Source organism: Arthrobacter jiangjiafuii (genome assembly GCF_018622995.1).
GTDB lineage: Bacteria > Actinomycetota > Actinomycetes > Actinomycetales > Micrococcaceae > Arthrobacter_B > Arthrobacter_B jiangjiafuii.
In genome coordinates this window covers 3,129,773-3,151,461 of record NZ_CP076022.1, presented here as the reverse complement: position 1 = coordinate 3,151,461, position 21,689 = coordinate 3,129,773, and the positions used below count along the sequence as shown (strand labels likewise).

Sequence of the window (21,689 nt, the reverse complement as noted above, 5' to 3'; positions counted from 1 at the left end):
GATGAACACTAACGGGGGAGGGAGGCGAAAGGTACGGTTGCTGATGATTTGCCGGGCGTTCCAGCGGTCTACCCTTGATGAGTGGCTTTGAATCGAATTGCACTGTATTACGCCTTCACCCCCCTTCCGGATCCGGAGGCCGTGCGCCTGTGGCAGCGCGCCCTCTGCGAGAAGCTGGGGCTGCGCGGGCGGATCTTGATCTCTCCCGACGGCATCAATGGAACCGTGGGCGGGGAGCTCGACGCCATCAAGGCGTATGGAAAGGCCACCCGCGAATACCCGGCGTTCAAGAAGATGGACATCAAGTACTCCGAGGGCGGGGCGGAGGACTTTCCGCGCCTGAGCATCAAGGTCCGGGAGGAAATCGTCAGCTTCGGCGCTCCCGGTGAATTGAAGGTCGACGACGGCGGCGTGGTTGGCGGCGGCACGCACCTGCGGCCGGAGCAGCTGCATGAGCTCGTCGAGGAAAAGAAAGCCGGCGGCGAGGAAGTGGTCTTCTTCGACGGCCGCAACGCTTTTGAAGCCCAGATCGGCCGGTTCAAGGGCGCTGTGGTGCCCGATGTCGAAACCACCCACGACTTCATCGCCGAACTGGACTCCGGAAAGTACGACGACCTCAAGGACAAGCCGGTGGTTACCTACTGCACCGGCGGGATCCGCTGCGAGGTGCTGTCCTCGCTGATGGTCAACCGAGGGTTTAAAGAGGTCTACCAGATGCAGGGCGGGATTGTCCGCTACGGCGAGACCTACGGAGACAAGGGCCTGTGGGAAGGCTCGCTCTATGTGTTCGACAAGCGCATGCATACGGAGTTCACCGACGACGCCGTCACCATCGGCCGCTGCGTGCGCTGCGAGGCGCCCACCAGCAAGTTCGAGAACTGCTCCAACCTCTCCTGCCGCAAGCTGACCCTTTACTGCGCTGACTGCGCCTCGGATCCGCAGACCCTGCGCTGCCCCGATGGCTGCACCGAGTAGGGGACGCGGGCTGCTATTGCGGGCTGCTATTAAGGCACCCACGCCCCGACCCGGCCCATCTGGGTACAGCTGTGGTTTGCGGGGCCCATGTGCACGGTGACCGCTGACCTGTAGCATCCGTTCCACCCGGGCCAAATATGCCCGGGCAGGAGCAGACCCACAGGGGGAGCAGACCATGACACAGGAGTACGGCGAGAACCTAGGCAGCAACAGCACCGGCAGCACCCAGTACGAAGATTCAGCCGGCACCGCCGGAGCGGGCGGGGAATGGGACCGCATTGTCGACGTCCTCGTTGTCGGCACCGGAGCTGCGGCCCTCACCTCGGCCATCACCGCCGCCGAGGAGGACCTGGACGTGCTGGTGGTGGAAAGCACCGACGTCTGGGGCGGCACCACCTCGGTGTCCGGCGGCGGGCTGTGGATGCCCAACAATCCACTGATGGCCAAGGCCGGGGTGCCGGACAGCACCGAAAAGGCCCTGACCTACATGGAAACGGTGATCGCCGACGTCGGGCCGGTCTCCTCCCGCGAACGCAAGCTCGCCTTCCTGAACAACGTGCCCGAGGTCGTGACACTGCTGGGCTCACTCGGCGTGAAGTGGATGCGGTCCAAGGACTACCCCGATTACTACCCGGACAAGCCCGGCGGCATGATCGGCCGCTCCCTCGAGGTGAAGGCCTTCGACGCGAAGCAGCTGGGTACCTGGTTCAAGTCCTCCCGGGCGGCCAAATCGGGGATCCCGGTGCCGCTGGCCACCGACGACGTCTGGGAACTGTCCCGGGCCTGGTCAACGCCCAGCGGGTTCATCCGCGGCGCCCGCTTTGTCTTCCGCACGCTCGGCGGCCTGGTCCGCGGGAAGCGGCTGTACGGGCTGGGTGGCGCACTGGCCTCCTCGCTGATGCACATCGTGCGCCAGCAGCAGACTCCGGTCTGGCTGTCCTCGCCCCTGACCGACCTGATCCAGAACGACGACGGCACGGTGGTGGGTGCCGTCGTCACCCGCCGCGGGCGCCAGGTGCGGATCCGGACCCGCAAGGGCGTGGTGCTGGGTGCCGGCGGTTTCGCGCGGAACGCCGAATGGCGGAAGAAGTATCACGGGCTGGAACAGGAGTACTCCTCGGCGCCGGAGGGGGATACCGGCGATGTGATTGACCTGGTGGCCCGCCGTGGTGCAGCCCTGGCCTTGATGGATGACGCGTGGTGGGGCCCGTCCACGGTGGCGCCCGGGGGCGGCGTCGCCTTCTCGCTGGCGGAGCGGTCCATGCCGCATTCCATGGTGGTGGACTCCTCCGGAGTGCGGTACCTGAACGAATCGGAGTCCTACGTGGACTTCGGCCACCACATGCTCGAGCGCGACAAAACGGTGCCCGCCAACCCCTCTTGGCTGGTGATGGAGGCCCGGCACACCCGCCGGTACCTCTTCTCCGCCATCATGGTGGGACGGAAGAAGTGGGCAGCCGAGGGCCTGCTCCTGAAGGATGACACGGTGGCGGGGCTCGCCCGGAAGATGGGTGTCCCCGAGGAGAACCTGACCCTGACCGTCAAACGGTTCAACGGTTTTGCCCGCTCCGGCGTGGATGAGGACTTCGGTAGGGGGAACACCGCCTACGACAACTACTACGGCGATCCGGGCGTCAAGCCGAACCCGAACCTGGGCGCCCTGGAGAAAGGTCCGTTCACCGCAGTGCGGCTCTACCCCGGGGACCTGGGCACCAAGGGCGGTCTGGTCACCGATCCGGACGCCCGGGTCCTGCGCGAGGACGGCTCGGTGATCGACGGTCTCTATGCCGCCGGTAACACCACCGCATCGGTCATGGGACGCACCTATCCCGGGGCCGGCGCCACCATCGCTCCTGCCGTGGTGTTCGGTTTCCTGGCCTCACGGCATGCCGCCGGACGGAGCACCGCCCGGCAGCCGGCTGCCCAGCAGTCCGCAGCCCTCCAGGAAGCGTGGAATAAGGCCGCCGGCGGCAGCCATAAACTGGACGGGTGACTGATTTTTCCGGCATTCCCGGTGCACCCCAGAGTTCGAACCTGCCGCGCCTTGAGGCTCTCGCCTCGGATCTGGCAGCTGCCCGCTACACGGTCGACGGCGTGGCGGACTTCCTGGGGGAGTCCGCCGCAGCCGCCCTCGGCCGCGACCAGCTGGTGCCGGCCCTGCTGCGCTGCCGTGAGGAAGCAGCGCAGGACGCCCCGGATCCGGTCCATGTGATGATCCTGCTGTGGCTGGTGGGTGAGAACCTGGACCGGGCGACGCTCGACGCGGCGTTCCCGCTGACCCGGACCGAAGGACTGCTGGCCTTGGGCCTGCTCGAAACCGCGCCGGACAGCGCGCGGGACAGCACCGGCGATGACGGCATTGGGGCCGACGGCGGCTACCGGGCCGCCGTGGACCTGCGCCCCTACGGGATCGACGGTGCGCCCGGCGCTGCCGCTGGCGAGGAGCCCGGGGAGACTAATCTGTGGGTCGCCAGCGACCTGGGTGCCCACCAGCGTCCCGGCGTGCTGCGCCACGACCACGTCCTGGGCATCGGGCAGGCCTCGCTGAGCCTGGCCCAGCTGACCATCCGCCGGAACGTGGACCGGGCCCTGGACCTGGGCACCGGCTGCGGAATCCAGGCCTTCCACCTGCTCCGCCACGCCCGGCATGTCACCGCCACCGATATTTCCGACCGGGCGCTCGCGTTCACCCGCTTCAACCTGCTCCTGAATGCCGCGGCACTGGACCTGGATCCCCGCCGGCTCGAGGACCGGGTGTCGCTGCGGCTCGGGAGCCTGCTGGAGCCGGTGGCCGGGGAACACTTTGACCTGGTGGTCTCCAACCCGCCGTTCGTCATCACGCCGCGGGCCGGCAGTGAGAACCCGGAGGACCGCTTCACCTACCGCGACGGCGGCCTGGCCGGCGACGGGATCGTGGCTGCACTGGTGGCGACCCTGCAGGATGTGCTGGTGCCCGGCGGCACGGCCCAGATGCTGGGCAACTGGGAGATCCAGGGCGCCGCTCCGGCAACCGCTCCGGTTCCCGTCGACAGTGATTTTGCCAACAGCAACACCGCCACAGACAATGACGCCACAGACCATGACACCGCCGCTGACTGGTCGGCGCGGCTGATGTCCTGGCTGCCGCCGCAGACCGATGCATGGGTCATCCAGCGGGAGGTGCTGGAACCGGCCGAATACGCCGAAATGTGGCTGCGCGACGCCGCCGAGAACCGGGACCGTGCGGAGTACGTGGCCTCCTATGCCGCGTACCTGGCTGATTTTGCCTCCCGCGAAGTCTCCGCCGTCGGCTTCGGTTCGCTGTTCCTGCGCCGCCGGGCGGACCCGGACGCGGCCCCGCTGCGCCGGTTCGAGGAAATCACCCACGCCCTGGAACAGCCGGTGGGCCCGCACTTGGGCGCCGCCGTCGAGCGCTTTGACTGGCTGGCCGCCCATCCGGCGCTGGAGGCGGAACATCTGGAGGTGGCAGAGGACGTCACCGAGGAACGCCACGCCCGCCCCGGAGCCGAGCATCCCGGCGTGATCCTGCTGCGGCAGGGCGCCGGCCTGCGGCGCACCAACCTGATGAGCACCGAGCTGACCGGATTCGTTTCCGCTTCCGACGGGGAGCTGTCCGTGGGACAGATCATCGGGGCCCTGGCCGCCCTGCTGGGACGAACGGATCCGGAGTTTGCCCAGCGTCTGGAGGCCGAGGTCCGCAACCTGGTGCTGGACGGATTCCTGCTTCCCGCAGCTCCCGGAAGCCGCTGAGGGAGCCCCGGCAATTTGGCACGTCCGTCAGCAACTCCCGTCCAATGCAGTTACCCTAGTGCTGGGGCATCACGCATACTGTCCGAGGACGAACCGGGCCAGGCACCAGAGCCTGCGGCGTAGCCCCATACCCTTTGAACCACCTTTGTACGTAGGAGAACAGTGCCAGTTAAGGCGAGCGACAAGAAGACCGGCAAGAAGTTAGTCATTGTCGAGTCTCCCGCCAAGGGCAAGACCATTGCCGGCTATTTGGGCGAGGGCTTTGAGGTGACGGCCTCCATGGGCCATATCCGCGACCTGCCCCAGCCGTCGGACCTGCCGGCCGAGCTGAAGAAGACCGGCGTCGGCAAATTCGCCGTGGACCTGGACAACGACTTTGAACCGTATTACGTCGTTTCCGCGGACAAGAAGAAGAAGGTCGCCGAGCTCAAGGCCGCCCTCAAGGACGCCGACGAACTCTACCTCGCAACTGACGGTGACCGCGAAGGTGAAGCCATTGCCTGGCACCTGCTGCAGGTGCTCAAGCCCAAGGTTCCGGTGCACCGCCTGACGTTCCCCGAAATCACCAAGGAAGCCATCCAGCGCGCCCTGCTGGAAATGCGCGACGTCGATGTCGCCATGGTCGATGCGCAGGAAACCCGCCGCATCCTGGACCGCCTGTACGGCTACGAGATCTCTCCGGTGCTGTGGCGCAAGGTGGCCCGCGGCCTGTCCGCCGGCCGTGTGCAGTCCGTTGCCACCCGCCTGGTGGTGGAGCGCGAACGCGAACGCATGGCGTTCCGTCCCGCCTCCTACTGGGACCTGCTGGGCACCTTCGCCACCGGCGCTGCCGAGTCCTTCAAGGCCAAGCTGGTTTCCGTGGACGGCGCCCGCGTCGCCACGGGCAAGGACTTCAGCGACCTCGGCCAGCTCAAGGCCAAGGCCGTCGCCCACCTGGATGAAGCAGCCGCCACCTCGCTGGCAGCGAACCTGGAATCGGCGTCGTTCTCCGTCCGCTCCGTGGACACCAAGCCGTACACCCGCCGTCCGGCCGCGCCGTTCACCACCTCCACCCTGCAGCAGGAGGCCGGCCGCAAGCTGCGCTACTCCTCCAAGGTGACCATGCAGGTGGCGCAGCGGCTGTATGAAAACGGCTACATCACCTATATGCGTACCGATTCGCCCGCGCTGTCGGACCAGGCGATCAATGCCGCCCGCCGGCAGGCCTCGGAACTGTACGGACCGGAATACGTCCCCGAGGCGCGCCGCGTGTACAAGGGCAAGTCCAAGAACGCGCAGGAAGCCCACGAGGCCATCCGCCCCGCCGGCGACTCCTTCCGCACCCCGGCGCAGGTTGCCTCCTCGCTGCGCGGCGACGAGTTCAAGCTCTACGAGCTGATCTGGAAGCGCACCGTCGCCTCGCAGATGGCCGACGCCAAGGGCTCGACGGCGTCCGTCCGCCTGGGCGCCGTGGCCTCCGACGGCCGCGATGCCGAGTTCTCGGCCTCCGGTACCGTCATCACCTTCCGCGGCTTCATGGCCGCCTACGAGGAAGGCCGCGACGCCGCCCGCGACGACGACGCCGAAGGCACCGAGGGCGCACGCCTGCCGGTCCTGAAGGCCGACGACGCGCTGACCGCAGCCGACCTCAACGCCGTCGGGCACGAGACCTCCCCGCCGCCGCGCTACACCGAAGCGTCGCTGGTGAAGGTGCTCGAAGAGCTCGGCATCGGCCGCCCGTCGACCTACGCCGCGACCATCTCCACCATCATGGACCGCGGCTACGTCACCAACCGCGGCCAGGCCCTGGTGCCGAGCTGGATTGCGTTCTCCGTGGTGCGGCTGCTGGAAGAGCACTTCACCGACTACGTGGACTACGACTTCACTGCTGAGCTGGAAGAGGACCTGGACCGCATTGCCCGCGGCGAAGCCGGCCGCGTGCAGTGGCTGAACCAGTTCTACTATGGCGACCGCGTCGAGACCGGCCTGCATACGATCGTGAACGACCTGGGTGAAATCGACGCCAAGGCGATCAACTCGATCGAAATTGCCCCCGGCATCACGCTGCGTGTCGGCAAGTTCGGCCCGTACCTGGAGCGCCCGCTGCCCGCCGACGCCCCGGAAGGCACCGAGCCCGAGCGCGCCAACGTGCCGGAGGACCTGGCCCCGGATGAGCTGACCGCCGAAAAGGCGATTGAGTTGATGGAAACCGCCGGACCCGAAGAGCGTGTGCTGGGCGAGGATCCCGAAACTGGACGCACCATCGTCGCCCGCAACGGCCGCTACGGCCCGTACGTGATCGAACTGATCCCCGAGGTCACCGCCGAGGAACTGGCCGCCGCACCGGTGGAGTACTACAAGAACGGCAAGCCCAAGCCGCCGAAAAAGCCGGTCAAGGCCAAGCCACGCACCGGATCGCTGTTCAAGTCCATGAGCGTGGAAACCGTCACGCTCGAGGAGGCGCTGAAGCTGATGAAGCTTCCGCGCGTCCTGGGCACCGACGCCGAAGGCAACGAGATCACCGTGCAGAACGGGCGTTTCGGCCCGTACCTGAAGAAGGGCACGGACTCGCGGTCCATCGGCTCCGAAGAGGAGATTTTCAGCATCACGCTGGAGCAGGCGCTGGAGATCTACTCGCAGCCCAAGCAGCGCGGCGGCCGGCAGGCTGCTGCCCCGCTGGCGGAGTTTGGTACCGACCCGGTGTCGGAGAAGCCGATCGTGGTGAAGGACGGCCGCTTCGGTCCGTACATCACCGACGGCATCACCAACATCACGGTGCCCCGGTCCACGGCCATTGAAGAGCTGACCCGTGAACAGGCCATCGAGCTGCTGGCCGAGAAGCGCGAAAAGGGCCCGGCCAAGAAGCCGGCCGCCCGCAAGCCGGCGGCGCGCAAGCGCACGCCGGCCAAGAAGTAGGCCGCACTGGTTCCTGCCGGTGTGGTGTCGGGGGTGCAGCTGCCGTGTGCGGGAGCTGCCCTCCGGCGCGGGATAATAGGGTCATGCGTTTAGGCGTCCTTGATATCGGGTCCAATACCGTCCACCTGCTCCTGGTGGACGCCCATCCCGGTGCCCGGCCGGTGCCGTTCGCCTCGCACAAGCGGCCGCTGTCGCTGCTGGCTTACCTGGACGACGACGGCGCCATCACCGAAGCGGGCCAGCGCGAGCTGACCACCTTCGTGGCCGAGGCCGGGGAATTCGCCCGGCGGCACCGCGCCCAGGACCTGCTGGCCTTCTGCACCTCGGCCATCCGCGAAGCGGCCAACGGCGAAGCCGTGCTGGCCCGGGTGGAGGCGCAGACATCGGTCCGGCTGCAGGAACTGAGCGGCCCGGAGGAAGCATCCCTGACCTTCCTGGCCGTCCGCCGCTGGTACGGCTGGGGTGCCGGGACACTGCTGAACCTGGATATCGGCGGCGGTTCCTTCGAAATGGCGCAGGGCGCCGACGAACTTCCCCAGACCGCGCTGTCCCTGCCGCTGGGTGCCGGACGGCTGACCCGCGATTGGCTGGCCGGGGATCCCCCCACAGCCAAGAGCATCAAAAAGCTGCGCAAGTACATCAAGGCATCCGTCCAGGAAGCCGCCGAGGCGTTCAGCGAGGCCGGACGGCCGGATCTCGCGGTGGGAACGTCCAAGACGTTCCGGTCCCTGGCCCGTATCGCCGGTGCCGCTCCCTCCGCTGATGGGCACTACGTGCGCCGGCAGCTGCAGCGCACCGACCTGGGCATGTGGACCAAGCGGCTGGAAGCGATGAGCATCGACGACCGCAGCAACCTGGACGGAGTCTCAGCCGTCCGCGCCTCCCAGGTGCTGGCCGGGGCGATGACCGCGCACGCCGCCATGAAGGCCTTTGACCTGTCAGTCCTCGAAATCTGTCCATGGGCGCTGCGCGAGGGCCTGATCCTGCAGCGCTTCGACAACCTGCGGTTCGAGACCGACGGCGCCCTGCCCGAAACCCCGCGTCCCGAAACAGCACCTGAAACAACCGCCCGCCCGCAAGGCCCGGGCGGCCTGCCGTCGGAATCAGGGCTTGCCACCGCTGGCAGCCTCGGTTACGACGGCCGGCACAGCCACTTCTACGGAAAGTCCCACTGAATGAGTACCTCACCGAAGATCTCCGTACCGGAGGACACCAGTGCAGCAGCCATTCCCGTAGCCCTGTCCAGTGCCTCCGTGTATCCACTCAGCGTCCATGACACCTTCGCCATCGCCCACGACCTGGGGTACGACGGCGTGGAAATCATGGTCACCGGCAATGCCGACAGCCAGAACCCGCAGACACTGAACGCCCTGAGCGAGCGGTACGGACAGCCGATCATGGCCATCCACGCGCCCACCCTGCTGCTGACCCAGCAGGTCTGGGGCAAGGCCTGGACCAAGATTGAACTCTCCGCCGCCATGGCTGCGGAGGTGGGGGCCACCACCGTCGTCGCGCACCCGCCTTTCCGCTGGCAGTCCGGTTACGCCGAGAACTTTGCCGAGGGCGTGCGGCACATCGCCGAGCAGTACGGCGTGATCATTGCCGTGGAGAACATGTACCCGTGGCGGGTCCGCGGCCGCGAGGCCAAGGCCTACCTGCCGCACTGGAATCCCGTGACCGAACCCTACGAGCACGTCACGTGGGACTTCTCCCACGCTGCGATCGCCGGCATGGATTCCTACGAGGAACTGCTCAAGCTCGGCCCCCGCCTGCACCACGTGCACCTGACCGACGGCACGCCGAACGGCCGCGACGAACATATGCTGCCCGGGGAGGGAACCCAGCGCTGCGCCGAGGCCCTGCAATACCTGAGCGAAACCGGGTTCAGCGGCGTGGTGGCCATCGAGGTCAGCACCCGCAAGGTCAAGGGGGCCGGTGAGCGGGAGGACCAGCTCAAGCAGACGCTGGAATTCGCGCGGATGAACCTCGGCCAGATCTCCGAATAACCACCGGAGCGCTTCCCGCGATACGGGCGCTGCCTGGGTGCCGTGACAGAATCGGTGGATGGATACCGGACATATCAATCTGACCTTTTTGGGCTGCGGCTCAATGAACGAAGCCATCCTTGGCGGAATCCTGGCCGGCGGCCTGCCGGCTGCGCAGGTGAGCGCCACCGTGCGGCGCCCGGAGCGGGCAGCCGAGCTGCGCGAACGCTACGACGGGCTCACCGTGCTGGCAGGCAACGAGGATCCGGAAGCCAACCGCACCGCTGCGGCCGGCGCCGACGTCGTCATCCTCGGGGTCAAGCCCGTGGGCGTTGCGGCGCTGTTAGCGGAGATTGCGCCCGTGCTGAAGCCCGGCACCGTGGTGATCAGCGTGGCGGCGGCTGTGTCGCTGGAGCTGCTCGAAGCCGGGCTTCCCGCCGGCCAGCCCGTGATCCGGTCCATGCCCAACACCCCCTCCCGGCTGGGCCGCGGCGTGGTGTCCCTGTCCGCCGGCACGTCCGCCGGCGAGGAGGAGATGGCGCTGGCCGCCGAGCTGCTCTCCTCCACCGGCCGCGTGGTGCAGGTTCCCGAGGAACAGGTCGACGCCGTCTCGGCCGTGAGCGGATCCGGACCCGCGTACGCCTTCTATCTCGCCGAGGCCATGGCCCGGGCCGGTGTGGAACTGGGCCTGGATCCTGAGCTCTCAGCCATCCTGGCCCGGGACACCGTGGCCGGCGCCGGTTACATGCTGGCCGAACCCGGTGCCGACGCCACCGCGCTGCGCCGGGCCGTGAGCAGCCCCAACGGCACCACCGAGGCGGCCATCCGCAGCTTTGACGAGCAGGGCCTGCCGGACGTCATAGCGCGCGGCGCCCGTGCTGCAGCTGAGCGCGCGGCGGAAATCACCGCGGAGCTTTCCGCGAAGTAGCACCGGCCGGGGCGAACGCCCCGCGGAAGCCGCGGCCGTACGTGCCCTTTCGCCGCGGGATTGAAGCGAGAGTGCAGATCGGGCGACTTCGGTGTCGCGAGAGTGCAGATCTGGCGACCAAGACGCGTTGGAAGCCGCCATACGTGCACTCTCGGCGTCCCCGAGCGGACGGTCTGCCCGGGAAGCCGCCAGACGTGCGCTCTCGCCGCGGGGCTGAAGCGAGAGTGCAGATCTGGCGACCAAGACGCGTTGGAAGCCGCCATACGTGCACTCTCGGCGTCTCCGAGCCCGGACGGTCTGCCCGGGAAGCCGCCATACGTGCCCTCTCGCCGCGGGTCACGCCCCGAAAGTTACGGCCGGGCGGCGAAGCGCTCGAGCAGGTCCACGTGCCCGGAGACAATGAGCATGTCGCGGGAGGAGACCTTGGTGTCCTGCCGGGCGTACGTGAAGTCCTCGCCCGGGGACTTCACGCCCACCACTGTCACCCCGTACTTGGAGCGCACCTTGGATTCGCCGAGCGTGAAGCCCTGGGTCTCGCGCGGCGGATACATCTTCACGATGGCGAAATCGTCGTCGAACTCGATGAAGTCGAGCATGCGCCCGCCCACCAGGTGGGCGGCGCGCCGGCCGGCGTCGGCCTCCGGATAGATCACGTGATTGGCGCCGATCCGGGTCAGGATCTTGCCGTGCGCGGAGGTGATGGCCTTGACCCACAGGTGCTCGATCCCCAGGTCCACCAGGTTCACGGTGATCAGCACGCTGGATTCGATCGAGGTGCCCACGCCGACGACGGCGGCGGAAAAGTCCTGCGCCCCAAGCTGGGTCAGCGCGTCGATGTTGGTGGCGTCGGCCTGCACAACGTGCGTGAGGATGCCGGAGGCCTTCTGCACGAGGACCGGATCGCGTTCGATGGCGAGGACCTCCCGCCCCTGCTTCACCAGCTGTTCGGCAGTGGCGGAGCCAAAGCGTCCCAGTCCGATCACCAGGACGGGAGCATTATGAGCTGGTCTGTCAGCCAATGATCGGCCTTTCCTCGGGGTAGTGGTACAGCGTGTTGCGCTGCCGGATGGCCAGAGCCGCAGCCAGGGTAATGGTGCCCACCCGGCCGGCGAACATCAGGGCGGAGAGCACATATTTGCCCTCCGGCGGCAGCGCCTCGCTCAATCCAATACTCAGCCCTACCGTTGCAAACGCGGAAATCACCTCGAACAGCACCGGCTCCAGCGTCTCCTTGGTGATGGCCAGCAGCACCACGGTGGAGACGGCCACCAGGGTCGCGCCGAGAATGACCACGGAGATCGCCACCCGCATGGCACTGGCGGCGATGGTGCGGCCAAAGGCCCGCACGTCGGCGTCGCCGCGGGCCTCGGCCACCACGGCCAGGAAAATCACGGCCAGGGTGGTGACTTTGATGCCGCCGGCGGTGGACGCCGAGCCGCCGCCGGCAAACATCAGCATGTCGGTGATGACCAGCGTGCTCGAATCCAGGTCGGACATATTGACCAGGCTGAAACCGCCGGAGCGGGTCATCACGGAGGCGAACACCGAATGCAGGATCCGGTCCGCAACGTTCATCTCCCCGATGGTGGCGGTGTTGAACCACTCGAAGGCGCCCCACAGGATGCTGCCGCCCACCAGCAGGATGGTCGTGACCAGCAGGGTGAGCTTGGTGTGCAGGTTCCACTGCCGGACATGGAACTTGCTCCGCATCAGCACCATGATCACCGGGAAGCCCAGGCTGCCGACAAAGACTCCCACCATCAACGGCACCAGGATCCACAGATCCTCGTCATAGGGGACCAGCCCGTCGGAGTGCGGGGTGAAGCCGGCGTTGTTAAAGGCCGAGACCGAGTAAAAGACGGCATGCCAGATCGCCTGGCCAGCGGATTCGCCCAGGAGCATGAAGCGCGGGGCCATCACGGCCGCCAGGATCAACTCAATGGCTACCGTGGTGGTGACGACGATGCGCAGCAGGGATCCGACCTCGCCCAGCCGTCCGGTGTTCATGCCCTCCTGCGCGATCAGCTTTCCACGCACGCCCAGCTTCCGGTTCACCGCCAGCGCCAGCAGCGAGGCCATGGTCAGGATGCCCAGTCCGCCCACCTGGATGGCGATCAGGATCAGGACCTGCCCGAAGCCGGACCAGTGCGTGGCGGTGGAAACCACCGTGAGCCCGGTGACGCAGACGGCTGACACCGCGGTAAAGAGCGCGTCGTGCAGGGGCGTGACCTCTCCGCTGCTGGAGGAGGCCGGCAGTGACAGCAGACCGGTGAACACCAGGATAACCAGTGCAAACACCATCAGGGCCAGCCGTGCGGGGGAGCCGGCGGCCAGGGCGTCCACGAAGTCCCGCAGGCTGGCGAACATCCTCGCGGGATGGAACTGCTGCAACTGCAGCCGTGGCTGGCGGGTGGTGGACATAAGTGGTGCTTGTTCCTTGGTTCCAGGTGGGCGCAGTCCTCTGCATCAGTAGTAAACCACCAATGCGGGCCTGGGCTGCGGTTCCGGCGGGTGCGCCGCGGTGTCAAACTCCAAGTATCGCGCACATCGCGTAGCCTGTTCAGCATGATCAACCGTGGACTCAGCCTTCCGGTCATGCCGACCCGCATCATCTGGCACGAGTCCATGCTCAATTACAACTTTGGCCCGGGCCACCCGATGAGCCCGCTGCGCCTGGACCTCACTGCCAGGCTCGCCCGGGAGCTGGGCATCTTTGACCTGCCCGGGGTTTCCGTGGGGGAGCCGTTTGTCGCCAGTGACGCGGAACTGGGTACGGTCCACGGTGCGGGATACGTCGCCGGCGTGCGCGCGGTGAGCGCCGACCCCACCACCAGCCAGGATCCGTACGGGCTGGGCACCGAGGATAATCCTGCCTTCGCCGGCATGCACGAAGCCAGCGCCCGGCTGGTCGGCGGGTCCCTGGCCGCGGCCGATGCGGTGCTCTCCGGCGAGGTGCTGCATGCGGTGAATTTTGGCGGCGGGATGCACCATGCTGCTGCAGACCGCGCCTCCGGCTTCTGTATCTATAATGACGCCGCGGCAGCCATTGCCCGCCTGCTCGCCGGTGGTGCCTCCAAGGTCCTCTATATCGACGTTGACGCCCACCACGGGGACGGTACGCAAAGCATCTTCTGGAACGATCCGCGGGTCATGACGATTTCGCTGCATGAAACCGGGCTGACGCTCTTCCCGGGCACCGGCTTCGCCAATGAAACCGGCGGGCCGGGAGCGGAGGGCACAGCGGTCAATGTGGCCCTGCCGGCACGGACGTCCGACGCCGGCTGGCTGCGGGCCTTCCATGCCGTGGTCCCGCAGCTGACCGAGGCCTTTGCCCCGGATGTCATTGTGAGCCAGCACGGTTGCGACAGCCATAGGGACGACCCGCTGACCAACCTGCGCCTGAGCGTGGAAACACAGCGGCAGGCCGCGCTGACCATCGCTGATCTGGCGTCCACCTTCTGCGGTGGCCGGTGGATCGCCACCGGCGGAGGCGGATACAACGTGGTGTCCGTGGTGCCGCGGTCCTGGTCCCTGCTGCTGTCCGTCGCGGCGAACGGACGGGTCCGCTGCAACACTCCCGTGCCCGAAACCTGGCGCAGCTATGTCAAGGAACAATACGGTGAAGACACCCCTGCGATGATGGGCGACGGCGTGGAGCTGTGGTGGCGGTCCTGGGAAGTCGGTTATGACCCGAACGATGAAATTGACCGCACCGTGATGGCCACCCGCAAGGAAGTGTTCCCGCTGCACGGACTTGACCCCTGGTTCGACTAGCTCTGGTTCGACTAGCAGGGGGCGACTAGCACAGTTCGACTAGCCGGATTCGCGGATCCGGGCTTTGACCGGGAAGCGGATAAAGTAGGGTCCATGGTCATCGATGATGTTTTTGCCGTCATTGCGGAGGGCACCCGCCGCGAGCTGCTGGGCTCGCTCCGCAGCGGCGATAAATCCGTAGGCGCGCTCGTGGAGGAGCTGGAAGTCAGCCAGCCTACGGTTTCCAAGCATTTGAAGGTGCTCCGCGAGGCAGGGCTGGTGACCATGCGGGCCGAAGGGCAGAAACGCTACTACTCACTGCAGACGGCTCCGCTGGAGGAAATCCTGCTGTGGCTGCGGGCCTTCGATCTTCCGGCGCTGCGCCCGGTGGCCGCCGAGCTCCGGCCCGCTTTGGCCGCTGCCCCGGCCTCCGGGCCCGCCGCCGCAACCCTCACCGGGACCGCCGTCCGGCCCTCCGCCGCCGACGCCCCGCTCCAGCCCAACCTCGGGCGCACCGTCGGCCGGGCCGCTGAACGCGCCGCCGACCTGCTGGGCCAACTGCCGAAGTTCCGACGACGCCGCTCCTAGCCCGACTTTCCCCGTCACACATCGCGGCCCCGGCATGCAGCCGCTAGTTTTGTAAGGGGAAATACTAAGGAGCTAGAACAGTTATGGACGCATCACTCATCAGCGTGCGCGACGAGGTTTTCCGCCGCAACCCGGGTGAAATCGAGTTTCACCAGGCAGTAGTAGAGGTTTTTGACACCCTGGAACCAGTGCTCCGCAAACACCCGGAATTCGCCGAAGCAGCCATCCTGGAACGCATCTGCGAACCCGAACGCCAAATCATCTTTCGGGTGCCCTGGGTGGATGACAAGGGACAGGTACAGATCAACCGCGGCTTCCGGGTGGAGTTCAACTCCGCACTGGGACCGTTCAAGGGCGGGCTGCGCTTCCACCCGTCCGTCTACTTGGGCATCGTCAAGTTCCTCGGCTTTGAACAGATCTTCAAGAACGCCCTGACCGGCATGCCCATCGGCGGCGGCAAGGGCGGCTCCGACTTCGATCCGCGCGGCAAGTCCGATGCCGAAGTCATGCGCTTCTGCCAGTCCTTCATGACTGAGCTCTATCGCCACATCGGTGAATACACGGACGTCCCGGCCGGGGACATCGGCGTGGGCGGCCGCGAAATCGGATACCTGTTCGGCCAATACAAGCGGATCACCAACCGCTACGAATCCGGCGTGCTCACCGGCAAGGGTGTCAGCTGGGGCGGCTCGCTGGTCCGTCCCGAGGCCACCGGTTATGGCGTGGTCCTGTTCGTTGACGAGATGCTCAAGACCCGCGGCCTGAACCTGGAAGGACAGCGGGTAATCGTCTCCGGTTCCGGAAATGTTGCCATCAATGCGATTGCCAAGGCACAGTCCCTGGGAGCCAACGTGGTGGCCTGCTCCGATTCGCAGGGCTACGTGGTGGATGAAGCCGGCATCGACGTGGACCTGCTGCGTGAAATCAAGGAGGTTGAGCGCGGCCGGATGACCGACTATGCCAAGCGCCGCGGCAATGCGGTCAGCTATGTGGCGGGCGGCTCCATCTGGGACGCCGGCGCCGCCGTCGCCCTGCCCTGCGCGACGCAGAATGAATTGAACGACGACGACGCCCGCACTCTGATCGAATCCGGGCTGATCGCTGTGGCCGAGGGGGCGAACATGCCCTGCACGCCCAAGGCAATCGAGATGTTCCAGTCGGCCGGGGTGCTCTTCGGCCCGGGCAAGGCGGCCAACGCCGGCGGGGTTGCCACATCGGCACTGGAAATGCAGCAGAACGCGAGCCGGGATTCCTGGTCCTTTGAACACACCGAGCGGCGCCTCACGGAGATCATGGTCAATATCCATGACCGTTGCGCCGCCACCGCCGAGGAATACGGTGCGCCCGGAAACTATGTCGTCGGCGCGAACATCAACGGCTTCGTGAAGGTCGCGGACGCCATGTTGGCCCAGGGCGTCATCTAGGAAACGCGAGAACTTCCACTATCGTGACTCAAGACACTAGAGTGGAAGACTGGACGGTTTTCCAAGGGCAGGCTCCACGTCTTCAGTCGAACACCAACAGGTGGACACATCTTCAGGCGAAGCTGCACTGAAGTCCTGTTCTTGCACATCAGCAAAGGAACCAGAGTAAATGGCAGACGAGGGCAATTTCTCAGACGTGCGGTTTCTGACCGTGTCAGAGGTCGCGGATGTCATGCGTGTGTCCAAAATGACCGTGTACCGGCTGGTGCATTCCGGTGAGCTTCCCGCTGTCCGCTTCGGGCGCTCCTACCGGGTGCCCGAGTCAGCAGTGCAGCAGGTGCTGAAAAACGCCGTGATTGACCGGCGCTCAGACACCGCGTAGCGCTGTCACTGGATACCGCGGCGAGGCGGTACCCTGTTAAGGAACGTTTTACATCGTGGCAACTATCTGCCGGTGTCAACGCGCGGGTGCCAACGGTGCCGGTGTTGGAGCCGGCGTCTGACTAATAAGTTTGTGAGGACTCTGTGGGTTCAGTTATTAAGAAGCGCCGCAAGCGTATGGCAAAGAAGAAGCATCGTAAGCTGCTTCGCAAGACCCGCCACCAGCGTCGCAATAAGAAGTAACCAGGATTTTTCCTGGACAGGTCCGCCGCCCCTTTACGGGACCGGCGGACTTGTCGTTTTAAGCGCCCCTGCTCCGCTTCCGCTGCGGCGCCTGCTTCAGTCAGCGCGAGCGGACCCAGGAGAAACCCCGCCACAGGCCGTAGGCACTGCCGGCTACGGTGGCGCCCTTCAGGCCCAGGGTGGCCGCCCGGCGTCCGGAGCGGAAATCGTAGATCGGCCAGTTGCGGTCCCGGGCGTGGCGGCGCAGCTTCGCGTCGGGATTGATGGCCACCGGATGGCCGACAATGCTCAGCAGCGGAACATCGTTGTAGGAGTCGCTGTAGGCCCAGCACCTCTGCAGGTCCAGGCCTTCCTTCTCAGCGAGGATCTTGACGCCTTCGGCCTTGGCCGGTCCATGCAGGAAATCGCCCACCAGACGGCCCGTGTAGAGTCCGTCGTCTATCTCGCTCACCGTGCCCAGCGCCCCGGTCAGGTGCAGGCGGTTGGCGATGACCGAGGCCACCTCCACCGGGGTTCCCGTCACCAGCCATACCGGCCGGCCGGATTTCATGTGCTGTTCGGTCAGGGCGCGGGTCCCCGGCCAGATCTTGGACTCGATCATCTCGTCGTAGACCTCCTCGCCCAGGACCCGGATATCCGCGGCCGCCAGGCCGGTGGCCAGCGTCAGGGCGGCGTCCCGGACCGAATGGACGTCCTTGAGATTCTCGCCCTGCAGCAGGAAGCGGGCCTGCTTCCGGGCAAATCCGAAGGCCTCGCGCAGCGTGAAGATCTTGCGCTGGTACATCTTCCGGCCCACGTGAAACAGGCTGGCCCCGCGCATCAGGGTGTTATCGACGTCGAAGAACGCGGCTTCGCCAGGGGTTACCGCCGCTGCCGTGGGCTCGGCGGCTCGTACAACGGTGGTTCTGGGCATACCCCTGAGTCTACGCAGAAACCGGCACGTGACGCGGAACGACAGATCCCGGCGCAGGCGGGAGCCGTGGAGCGGCTACTTTGGAAGGATGAACATTTCGGCCGCCGGCCCCTCTCCGGACCTTCTGCTCCTGACCCGACCGGGCTGCCATCTGTGCGTTGCCGCGCGGCAGGTCCTGGACCGGATCAGCGCCGATCTGGGAATCCCCTGGCGTGAGCAGTCAATTGAGGGGGATGATGAACTGGCCTCTCGCTTCGGCGAGGAAATCCCGGTCCTGCTGATAGACGGAATCCAGCGCGACTTCTGGCAGCTCGACGAAACCCGGATCCGCCGGCTGCTGGGCCATTAACCGCACCCCGGCAAGTGCTTTGTCAGCACCCGGCCGCGGACTAGAGTGGGGAAACCGGGGCCCTCCAGGCGACCGGACCGGGCTCGGGCCGCGCACCCAAATGACGACAACGACGATAGGTACATGTGAGCATCTCGGAGGAACCAGCCCGGCCGGCCGGCGCTGCGGCAGCCCACCGGAACATTCCGCCTGCCTCCCTTGCCCGTCTGACCATCTACCTGCGCGCGCTCGGCACCATGCTGGCCGACGGCGTCGAGCGCGTCTCCTCGGATGAACTGGCCGAAGCCACAGGAGTGAATTCGCCCAAAGTCCGCAAGGACCTTTCCTATCTGGGCTCCTACGGCACACGCGGTGTCGGTTACGAGGTGTCGTACCTCAGCGGACATATTGCCGCCGCATTGGGCCTGACGCAGAACTGGCGCGTGGCGATCGTCGGGGCCGGAAACCTGGGCAAGGCCCTGGCCGGCTATCCCGGATTCGGGTCGCGCGGCTTCGAGGTGGTGGCCCTGCTCGACTCCGATCCACTGGTGGTGGGGCAGGAAATCGGCTGGCTGCGGGTCAGCCCCGTCGATGTGATGGAAACCGTGCTTGAACGCACCCGGGCCAACATGGCGGTCCTCTCTGTACCGGCGGATGTGGCCCAGGGCCTGTGCGACAGGCTGGTGGCGTGTGGCATCACCAGCATCCTCAGCTTCGCACCGGTGGTGCTGCAGGTTCCCGACCACGTCCAGCTGCGGAAGGTGGACATGGCTACCGAGCTGCAGATCCTCGCCTACCACGCGCAGCGGGCCCGGGTTTCCGATATCGCGGATCAAGCCAGGGCCCGGCTGGCCGAATAGCCCCCCGTCCCCGCGCGTTTGGAGCCCGGCCCGGCCGGCGCCCGCAAGTCAGCCTCCGCCGCCGCGGTACCGGGGGGTCCGGGGGCGGAAATACCTGTTGCAGTCCCTGCGGTACAACAGGGCCAGGCCGGCCGCCGCTGCCGCCGCGGCATAGACCTGCGCCACTTCGCCGTGCACCAGGGCCGCCACCAGTGCAGGACCGACGAGGACAGTGCCGCCGATCCGGGCCCAGTTCCGGCCCTCCCTGATCAGGAAGGCGAACAGCAGGTACAAGCCAAACACCACGAGCGCGGTGGCCAGGGCGAGCCCCTGGAACAGGGCCGCATAGCGGGTGACATCGACACCGAACCTTTCGAGCTGCGCAGCGGTGGCGGATAGTTCCGAAACGGGTGCCCGGGTCGCTGCGACACCGCCAATCAGGGTGATGATGCCACCGAGCACAATCAGGGCCGCGGACAGCCTGACCACGCGCGGCCGCGGTCCCTTCCATTCGCGGTAGGGAACACGGATGAGAGCCGCCGGCAACGGGGCCCAGTCGGGAGGTGCCATGCCTTGTCCGGCGTTCGCCGTCGGGTGGGAAACACCGGAACTTGCCTGGACTCCAGGGGCGCCGGCCCGAAGGGAAATCGCGGATCGGATGCCGCGGCCCCGGCGGGACTCGCGCTGACGTGGGGGAGTGGGGGAAGCAGGAAATGAACTCATAGCGGGTGCCGCCTTCGTCACAAGGAATTAGCCCCGCGCCGGAACCGGCTGGCTGCCCGGCGGGTCATAAAACGCTACTCCCGCAGTCCGCGCCTGTGACCCCTGCAGCCCGGGATGCAGGCAGGCGGACATCAAATAGGCAAAGGACCGGCTGGCCCCGACCGGCGGGCAGCAAAAAAGGGCCGGGCCGGAATCCTTGGATTCCGGCCCGGCCCTTGTCAGGCGCTCTTTGGCTAGTACGGCCCGAAGCGCGGCCGTGAACGGAAATACGGCTGCGACGGCGGCAGGTAAAGCATCACGATGCCGGCAATCCCGGCCAGGGAAGCAACGAGGGAAAGCAGCTCCAGAGGCGAGGCGAACGCGAGGCCGCTGAGCAGGGAGACCAGTACGCCGACAGCCGAGAACGCCGCAAATACCGTACCCAGGATGCGGGCCCAGTTCTTTCCCTTGCGGATCAGGAAGGCGAGCAGGATGTAGACCGCCAAGACGATGACTGCCAGGACAATGCCTGTCGTCACGAAGACGCTGCTCAGCATCTCCTCCGTCATGCCCGAGTCTTCGACCGTTCGCCGGTCCTCGTTGGAGAGCGTGTCGAAGGTGACAGCGTCCGAGGAGGACAGGACGGTGATGATCATGTAGATGAAGGTGAGGATTCCCGCCGCGATAATCAGCCAGAAGCCCCTCATCACCTCGCGGGGTGCCGGGCCCTTGCCGGGCCGGTCCGCTCCGGCGCCCGGGTATGCGTAACCGGAGGGCTGTGCCGCCTGGTAGCCGTACGGACTCTGCGGCTGCTGCCCATAGGGCTGTCCATAGGGAGCCGGCTGCTGTCCGGCCCCGCCGGGCTGCCCCTGCTGGCCGTAGGAGCCATAGGGCTGGCCCTGGTTCTGGCCGTACGGGGGAACCTGGCCATAGGGGGGAGTCTGTCCCTGCTGCGGAGGCTGGGGGAGGCGTTGGCCGTACTTCGGCTCGTCAGTGTCCGGCCGCGCATTCGGATCGCGCGGGGAATCCGGCACGTTTGGGTCACGGGGGTCCGGGCTGTTCTCAGGTGTGGTCATAGCCGCCTGCTTGTTAGTCGGTGCAGATGCTCTGCATGGAGTTGGTCCCCAGCCTATCGCGGCCCTCCGGCGCAGGTGAGGGCGTGCGCAAGGATTCCATCCTGTGACCCGGGACCGGCAGCCCCTGCCGGCAGCCGATCCCGCCAAGGGCCGTATACGCAAAAGGACACCCCGGCGACGTGGCCGGGGTGTCCTTTTGCCGCGGCGACCGCCGGGCAGCAGCCGGTGCGGCCCGTTGCACCGGAGTCGGTGAAGCCTATGCCGCCACGAACGCGGCGTCGACATTGATGGTCACCTTGTCGCCGACCAGGACACCGCCGGTTTCCAGGGCTGCGTTCCAGGTCAGGCCGAAGTCCTTGCGGCTGATCACGGTGGAGCCGGAGAAGCCTGCGCGGGTGGCGCCGAAGGGATCCACGGCCACACCGTTGAACTCGGTGTCCAGGACGACCGGGCGGGTGGTGCCCTTGATCGTCAGGTCACCGGAGACCTTGTAGGTTTCGCCCGAGCCCTCGATGCCGGTGGCGACGAAGGTCAGTTCCGGGAACTGCTCGACGTCGAAGAAGTCGGCGCCCTTGACGTGGCCGTCGCGGTTGGCATCGTTGGAGTTGAAGGAAGCGGACTTGATGACGGCGTTGATGGCCGAATCCTCAAGGGAGGCGCCGACGTTCATGACGGCGCTGACGTCGTCAAAGTTGCCGCGGACCTTGCTGATGCCGGCGTGACGGACTGTGAAGCCCACCTCGCTGTGCGATGCGTCGAAGTTCCAGGTACCGGTGGTGAGTCCGCTGGGGATCATGGTGAGCTCCTATAAGTAAAGGTAACGAGGCGGCTGCCCCGCTGCATCTTCATGCATTTGCATCTACTGTCGCACAGATTGGTTCAAGCTTCAAGTATCTTTACGAATTTAGT

Annotated in this window: 20 protein-coding genes; 14 read left to right on the top strand and 6 right to left on the bottom strand. The window is 66.5% G+C overall.

The features are described 5' to 3' along the window. The first annotated feature begins 81 nt into the window (after positions 1–81). The 7 genes from trhO (at position 82) to proC (ending at position 10,533) form a co-directional block, all read left to right on the top strand. Positions 82–975, top strand: coding sequence for an oxygen-dependent tRNA uridine(34) hydroxylase TrhO (trhO, locus tag KKR91_RS14770; protein ID WP_210227674.1), 894 nt, complete (start codon positions 82–84; stop codon positions 973–975). A 175-nt stretch (positions 976–1,150) separates the two neighbouring features. Further along, positions 1,151–2,968 carry an FAD-binding protein gene (locus KKR91_RS14765; protein ID WP_210227676.1) on the top strand — a complete coding sequence of 606 codons (1,818 nt, stop codon included), beginning with the start codon at positions 1,151–1,153 and terminating at the stop codon, positions 2,966–2,968. After that, positions 2,965–4,725 (top strand): DUF7059 domain-containing protein, encoded by a 1,761-nt coding sequence (locus KKR91_RS14760; RefSeq protein WP_210227678.1) that lies wholly within the window; start codon positions 2,965–2,967, stop codon positions 4,723–4,725. Before KKR91_RS14765 ends, KKR91_RS14760 begins: the two co-directional genes overlap by 4 nt. A gap of 162 nt (positions 4,726–4,887) precedes the next feature. Further along, on the top strand, positions 4,888–7,620 hold the full coding sequence (gene topA, locus KKR91_RS14755) for a type I DNA topoisomerase (protein ID WP_210227680.1): 2,733 nt from the start codon (positions 4,888–4,890) through the stop codon (positions 7,618–7,620). Between the two features lie 83 nt (positions 7,621–7,703). Continuing rightward, positions 7,704–8,795 carry a Ppx/GppA family phosphatase gene (locus KKR91_RS14750; protein WP_210227682.1) on the top strand — a complete coding sequence of 364 codons (1,092 nt, stop codon included), beginning with the start codon at positions 7,704–7,706 and terminating at the stop codon, positions 8,793–8,795. Next, entirely contained in the window at positions 8,796–9,626 is an 831-nt protein-coding gene (locus KKR91_RS14745) for a sugar phosphate isomerase/epimerase family protein (RefSeq protein ID WP_210227684.1), read from the top strand. It begins immediately after the preceding gene. A 58-nt stretch (positions 9,627–9,684) separates the two neighbouring features. Beyond that, the gene (gene proC / locus KKR91_RS14740) at positions 9,685–10,533 is read left to right on the top strand and encodes a pyrroline-5-carboxylate reductase (protein WP_210227685.1); all 849 of its coding nucleotides are present in this window, start codon (positions 9,685–9,687) and stop codon (positions 10,531–10,533) included. Between the two features lie 350 nt (positions 10,534–10,883). On the opposite strand, the gene KKR91_RS14735 is transcribed toward proC, so the two are convergent. Continuing rightward, a complete protein-coding gene (locus KKR91_RS14735) occupies positions 10,884–11,552 on the bottom strand; it encodes a potassium channel family protein (RefSeq protein WP_210227688.1) in 669 nt (222 codons plus the stop codon). Continuing rightward, the gene (locus KKR91_RS14730; protein WP_237687395.1) at positions 11,545–12,954 is read right to left on the bottom strand and encodes a TrkH family potassium uptake protein; all 1,410 of its coding nucleotides are present in this window, start codon (positions 12,952–12,954) and stop codon (positions 11,545–11,547) included. Before KKR91_RS14730 ends, KKR91_RS14735 begins: the two co-directional genes overlap by 8 nt. Positions 12,955–13,098: 144 nt before the next feature. On the opposite strand from KKR91_RS14730, the gene KKR91_RS14725 reads away from it, so the two are divergent. The 5 genes from KKR91_RS14725 to KKR91_RS14705 all read left to right on the top strand — a co-directional run bounded on the left by KKR91_RS14725 (position 13,099) and on the right by KKR91_RS14705 (position 16,922). Next, complete coding sequence (locus KKR91_RS14725; RefSeq protein ID WP_420481402.1) at positions 13,099–14,307, top strand: acetoin utilization protein AcuC; 1,209 nt, start codon at positions 13,099–13,101, stop codon at positions 14,305–14,307. A 93-nt stretch (positions 14,308–14,400) separates the two neighbouring features. Beyond that, the gene (locus KKR91_RS14720) at positions 14,401–14,874 is read left to right on the top strand and encodes an ArsR/SmtB family transcription factor (protein WP_210227690.1); all 474 of its coding nucleotides are present in this window, start codon (positions 14,401–14,403) and stop codon (positions 14,872–14,874) included. 83 nt (positions 14,875–14,957) lie between these two features. After that, positions 14,958–16,298 carry an NADP-specific glutamate dehydrogenase gene (gdhA, locus tag KKR91_RS14715; RefSeq protein WP_210227692.1) on the top strand — a complete coding sequence of 447 codons (1,341 nt, stop codon included), beginning with the start codon at positions 14,958–14,960 and terminating at the stop codon, positions 16,296–16,298. A 169-nt stretch (positions 16,299–16,467) separates the two neighbouring features. After that, on the top strand, positions 16,468–16,680 hold the full coding sequence (locus tag KKR91_RS14710; protein WP_210227694.1) for a helix-turn-helix domain-containing protein: 213 nt from the start codon (positions 16,468–16,470) through the stop codon (positions 16,678–16,680). A 143-nt stretch (positions 16,681–16,823) separates the two neighbouring features. After that, a complete protein-coding gene (locus KKR91_RS14705) occupies positions 16,824–16,922 on the top strand; it encodes a 30S ribosomal protein bS22 (RefSeq protein ID WP_003792170.1) in 99 nt (32 codons plus the stop codon). A gap of 100 nt (positions 16,923–17,022) precedes the next feature. On the opposite strand, the gene KKR91_RS14700 is transcribed toward KKR91_RS14705, so the two are convergent. Continuing rightward, entirely contained in the window at positions 17,023–17,835 is an 813-nt protein-coding gene (locus KKR91_RS14700) for an HAD family hydrolase (RefSeq protein WP_210227696.1), read from the bottom strand. An 88-nt stretch (positions 17,836–17,923) separates the two neighbouring features. Here KKR91_RS14700 and KKR91_RS14695 point away from each other — a divergent pair, with 88 nt between their 5' ends. Further along, positions 17,924–18,184: a glutaredoxin family protein gene (locus KKR91_RS14695; RefSeq protein WP_210227697.1), complete on the top strand. Its 261-nt coding sequence runs from the start codon at positions 17,924–17,926 to the stop codon at positions 18,182–18,184. Positions 18,185–18,309: 125 nt separating this feature from the next. Next, positions 18,310–19,023, top strand: coding sequence for a redox-sensing transcriptional repressor Rex (locus KKR91_RS14690; RefSeq protein ID WP_210227698.1), 714 nt, complete (start codon positions 18,310–18,312; stop codon positions 19,021–19,023). A gap of 48 nt (positions 19,024–19,071) precedes the next feature. Here KKR91_RS14690 and KKR91_RS14685 read toward each other — a convergent pair whose 3' ends face one another. The 3 genes from KKR91_RS14685 to KKR91_RS14675 form a co-directional block, all read right to left on the bottom strand. Next, the gene (locus KKR91_RS14685) at positions 19,072–19,572 is read right to left on the bottom strand and encodes a hypothetical protein (RefSeq protein WP_210227699.1); all 501 of its coding nucleotides are present in this window, start codon (positions 19,570–19,572) and stop codon (positions 19,072–19,074) included. Positions 19,573–19,958: 386 nt separating this feature from the next. Further along, positions 19,959–20,780: a DMT family transporter gene (locus KKR91_RS14680; RefSeq protein ID WP_210227700.1), complete on the bottom strand. Its 822-nt coding sequence runs from the start codon at positions 20,778–20,780 to the stop codon at positions 19,959–19,961. Positions 20,781–21,036: 256 nt separating this feature from the next. After that, positions 21,037–21,576, bottom strand: coding sequence for a YceI family protein (locus tag KKR91_RS14675; protein ID WP_210227701.1), 540 nt, complete (start codon positions 21,574–21,576; stop codon positions 21,037–21,039). Positions 21,577–21,689 lie beyond the last annotated feature (113 nt).